This is a genomic window from Streptomyces sp. NPDC055078, from assembly GCF_053607985.1.
In genome coordinates this window covers 1-3,416 of the sequence record NZ_JBSGUP010000789.1, presented here as the reverse complement: position 1 = coordinate 3,416, position 3,416 = coordinate 1, and the positions used below count along the sequence as shown (strand labels likewise).

The window sequence follows — 3,416 nt, the reverse complement described above, 5'->3', positions numbered from 1 at the left end:
CCTGGGCCCCGGCGAGCACCCGCCGCCGGGCCGCCGGGTAGCCGTCCCAGGCGTCCATGCTCAGCCGGTAGGCGGCCCCCGGTGCGTCACGCCGCCTGGCGAAGGTCATCTGCTGGGGCAGCACGTTCCAGCGGGCTTTCGACGCGCGCCAGCCGTCCAGCAGCCAGCGCTCCTGCGCCGATCCGAGCACGGTGCGCGCCGGGTCCTCCGACGCGGGCCCCGGTCGCTGCCAGCCGTCCCCGTACGCCTGGTCGGAGCGGTACTGCCGGGTGTCCAGTACATCGAACTGGGCCAGCCGCCCGAAGTGCAGCCGCCGGTAGAGCCTTATGTCCGGCCCCTGTGGCTGCTGGGGCGCGCGCAGCGGCTGGTTCTCCCAGTACGCGCGGTAGGCGGCGGCCCGGCGCAGCAGGAAATCCTCCGGCGATACGCCGTTGTCGGGGACCGCGCCCGCGTAGTTGTTCTCGGTCTCGTGGTCGTCCCAGGTGACGACGAAGGGGTGGGCGGCGTGCGCTGCCCGCAGATCGGGGTCGGTCCGGTAGAGGCCGTAGCGCAGCCGGTAGTCCTCCAGCGTGACGGTCTCGCGGTTGAAGTGGGCGGGCAGCGGGCGGTCGGTGTGGTTGCGCGCTCCGCCGACGGAGTCGACGGGGTGCTCGTAGAGGTAGTCCCCGAGGTGGAAGACGGCGTGGAGGTCTTCGGCGGCGAGATGCCGGTACGGGGTGAACCAGCCGTGGTGGTACGCCTGGCAGGACACGGCGGCCAGCCTCAGTTTCCCGGTCCGCGCGGTCCTGGCGGGGGCGGTGCGGGTGCGTCCGGTGGGGCTGATCCACGTTCCGGCGCGGAAGCGGTAGTGGTAGGGCCGGTTGCTCTCCAGGCCCGTGACGCTCACCCGCACGCTGTGGTGCAGTTCCGGGTGCGCGACGGCCTCTCCGCGCCGTACGACCCGGATGAAGCGGTCGTCGTGGGCGACCTCCCAGCTCACGGGGATGGGGCCGGGGTCAAGACCACTGCCCGGTTCGTACGGCCGGGGCGCCAGCCGGGTCCACAGCAGTACGGATCCGGGGTGCGGGTCCCCCGACGCCACCCCGAGCGTGAAGGGGTCTTCGGCGATCCGCCGGGCGTCCACTCCGATGGCGCGGGCGGTGCCCGGCAGCCCGACGGCGAACGCGAGGGCCGCCGCCGCTCCGGTGGCGGTGAGGAACCGGCGGCGGCCGAGCTGCCGGGCGGCGGCGCGGAGTTCGGCGGAGTGTGCTGACGTCATGGGCACGGGAGGCCGCCTTCTGACGTCCCGGCTGTCCCGGCCGTCCCGGGCGTCCGGCCCGCCCCATGCGGAGAGCCGCCCGCCGCCCGGCACGCCGGTACGCTGCCGGTCCATGACCGGAATGAACAGTCGGGCGAAGGTCGCGGTGGTAACGGGCGGGGGTTCGGGCATCGGCCGGAGCGCCGCGCTGGCTCTGGCCGGTGCGGGCTGGTCGGTGGTGGTGGCGGGCCGCAGAGCCGGGGCGCTGGAGGAGACGGCGTCGCTGGCGGGCGGGGAGGTGCTGTGCGTCCCCGCTGATGTGACGTCACCGTCCGATGTGACCACGCTCTTCGACTCTGTTCGCACGCATTTCGACCGTGTCGACCTGTTGTTCAACAACGCGGGTGTGTCCGGCCCGGCCGGCGTCCCCTTCGAGGACCTCTCGTACGAGCAGTGGCGGTCGGTGGTGGACGTCAATCTGACGGGCGCGTTCCTGTGCGCCCAGGCCGCCTTCCGCGCGATGCGCGCCCAGTCGCCGCGCGGCGGGCGCATCATCAACAACGGCTCGGTGTCGGCCCACGCCCCGCGCCCGCACTCGGCGCCGTACACCTCGGCCAAACACGCGATCACCGGTCTGACGAAGTCGCTGTCCCTGGACGGCCGGGCGTACGGGATCGCCTGCGGCCAGATCGACATCGGCAACGCGGCGACGGAGCTGACCCGGCGTATGACGACCGGAGTGCCGCAGGCCGGCGGCGACACAGCGGTGGAACCGGTGATGGATGTGGCCGATGTCGCCCGGACCGTACTGCACATGGCGGAGCTGCCGCTGGAGGCGAATGTGCAGTTCGTGACGGTGATGGCGACGGGGATGCCGTACATCGGGCGGGGTTGACGGCGGCCGTGGACCACGTCGAGCAGGCGCTCACCGGGGGTACGACCCCCGGGGTCGTACGCGTCGGGAACACCGTCCGCCGACCGCTCCACGCCCGCTGGCGCTATGTCCACCAGGTCCTGCGGCACCTGGAGCGGTCCGGCTTCGATGGCGTGCCGAGAGTGCTCGGGGTGGAGGGTGCCGGGCCGGCGGGCAGGCCGGGGCACGGCTCGGACCCCAGCCCGGACACGGGCTCGGGCTCGGGCCCGAACGCAGACCCGGGCTCGGACCCGAACCCGAACCCGGGCTCGGACCCGGACCCGGACCCGGACCCGGGCGCGGAACCGAACCCAGACTCGGACACGGACACGGGCCGGGAGATCCTGGGCTACGTCGAGGGCGAGATCGTCGGCGATCCGGCCGAGTTGTCCGACGCCCGGCTGCGGAGCGCGGCCGAACTGATCCGCCGTTTCCATGACGCGACAGCCGGGACGCCGCTGGCCGAAGGGGCCGAGGCCGTCCTCCACGGCGATCTCGGCCCGCACAACACCGTCTTCGACGGCGAGCGCGCCGTCGCCCTCATCGACTGGGACGACGGCGTCGCCCCCGGCCCCCGGGTGCACGACCTCGGCCACGCCGTGTGGTGCTTCGCCGACATCGGGGGCGGGCTCCCGCTCCCCGAGCAGGCCCGCCGCGCCGGGCTCCTCTGCGAGGCGTACGGCTGGGAGGGCGACCGCGCCCAGGTGATCGACGAGATCACCGCCCGCTTCCGGCGGGCGCACGCCGACCACACGGCCGCCGGGCGCCAGGAGGCCGCCGCGTTCTTCGCCACCGGCATCGCCTGGATGGAACGCCACGCGCCCGCGCTGAAGTCGGGCCGGTGAGCCGCCGCCCCCGGCGGGTGTTCACTTTCCGTCCCCGGGACGTTACAACTTGACCCGCACACTCGGGCAAGGGCTGACGCGGCGGGGTGTCCAGTGGGACGATTGTCTTATGAACAACATTACCCTCGACCCCATTTGGGACTCGGTCGACGATCTGGACCTGCACACCTGGCTCGACGAGCAGACCACGCACGCTCCCCCGGGGGCACCGGAGTACGCGGGCACGGCAGCACCGGCGGACACTTCGGACACCTCGCTCTCGGCACACTGGCTCGCGGCGCACTGACGCGCCGGGCCGGACGTCCCCCTTACTTCTGGGCTACTTCTGGGCTACTTCTGGGCACTCCGGGGCCGAGCTGTGCGGAGCACGGCCCGGGGGCGCGGTGGCGGCCGGACGGCGGCTCCGCGCGACCGGCCGGAC

At 73.4% G+C, this 3,416-nt stretch carries 4 protein-coding genes; 3 read left to right on the top strand and 1 reads right to left on the bottom strand.

Annotation, left to right across the window (positions count from 1 at the left end; all coding sequences use genetic code 11):
* Positions 1–1,258 (bottom strand): alkaline phosphatase D family protein (locus ACWF94_RS36715; RefSeq protein ID WP_453498956.1); only part of this gene is annotated, 1,258 nt, incomplete at its 3' end.
* A gap of 121 nt (positions 1,259–1,379) precedes the next feature.
* Between ACWF94_RS36715 and ACWF94_RS36710 the strand changes: the two genes are divergently transcribed.
* The 3 genes from ACWF94_RS36710 (at position 1,380) to ACWF94_RS36700 (ending at position 3,281) form a co-directional block, all read left to right on the top strand.
* Complete coding sequence (locus ACWF94_RS36710; RefSeq protein ID WP_453498954.1) at positions 1,380–2,132, top strand: SDR family oxidoreductase; 753 nt, start codon at positions 1,380–1,382, stop codon at positions 2,130–2,132.
* An 8-nt stretch (positions 2,133–2,140) separates the two neighbouring features.
* Complete coding sequence (locus ACWF94_RS36705; protein WP_453498952.1) at positions 2,141–2,995, top strand: phosphotransferase; 855 nt, start codon at positions 2,141–2,143, stop codon at positions 2,993–2,995.
* 109 nt (positions 2,996–3,104) lie between these two features.
* Positions 3,105–3,281, top strand: coding sequence for a hypothetical protein (locus ACWF94_RS36700; protein WP_453498950.1), 177 nt, complete (start codon positions 3,105–3,107; stop codon positions 3,279–3,281).
* Positions 3,282–3,416: the final 135 nt, after the last annotated feature.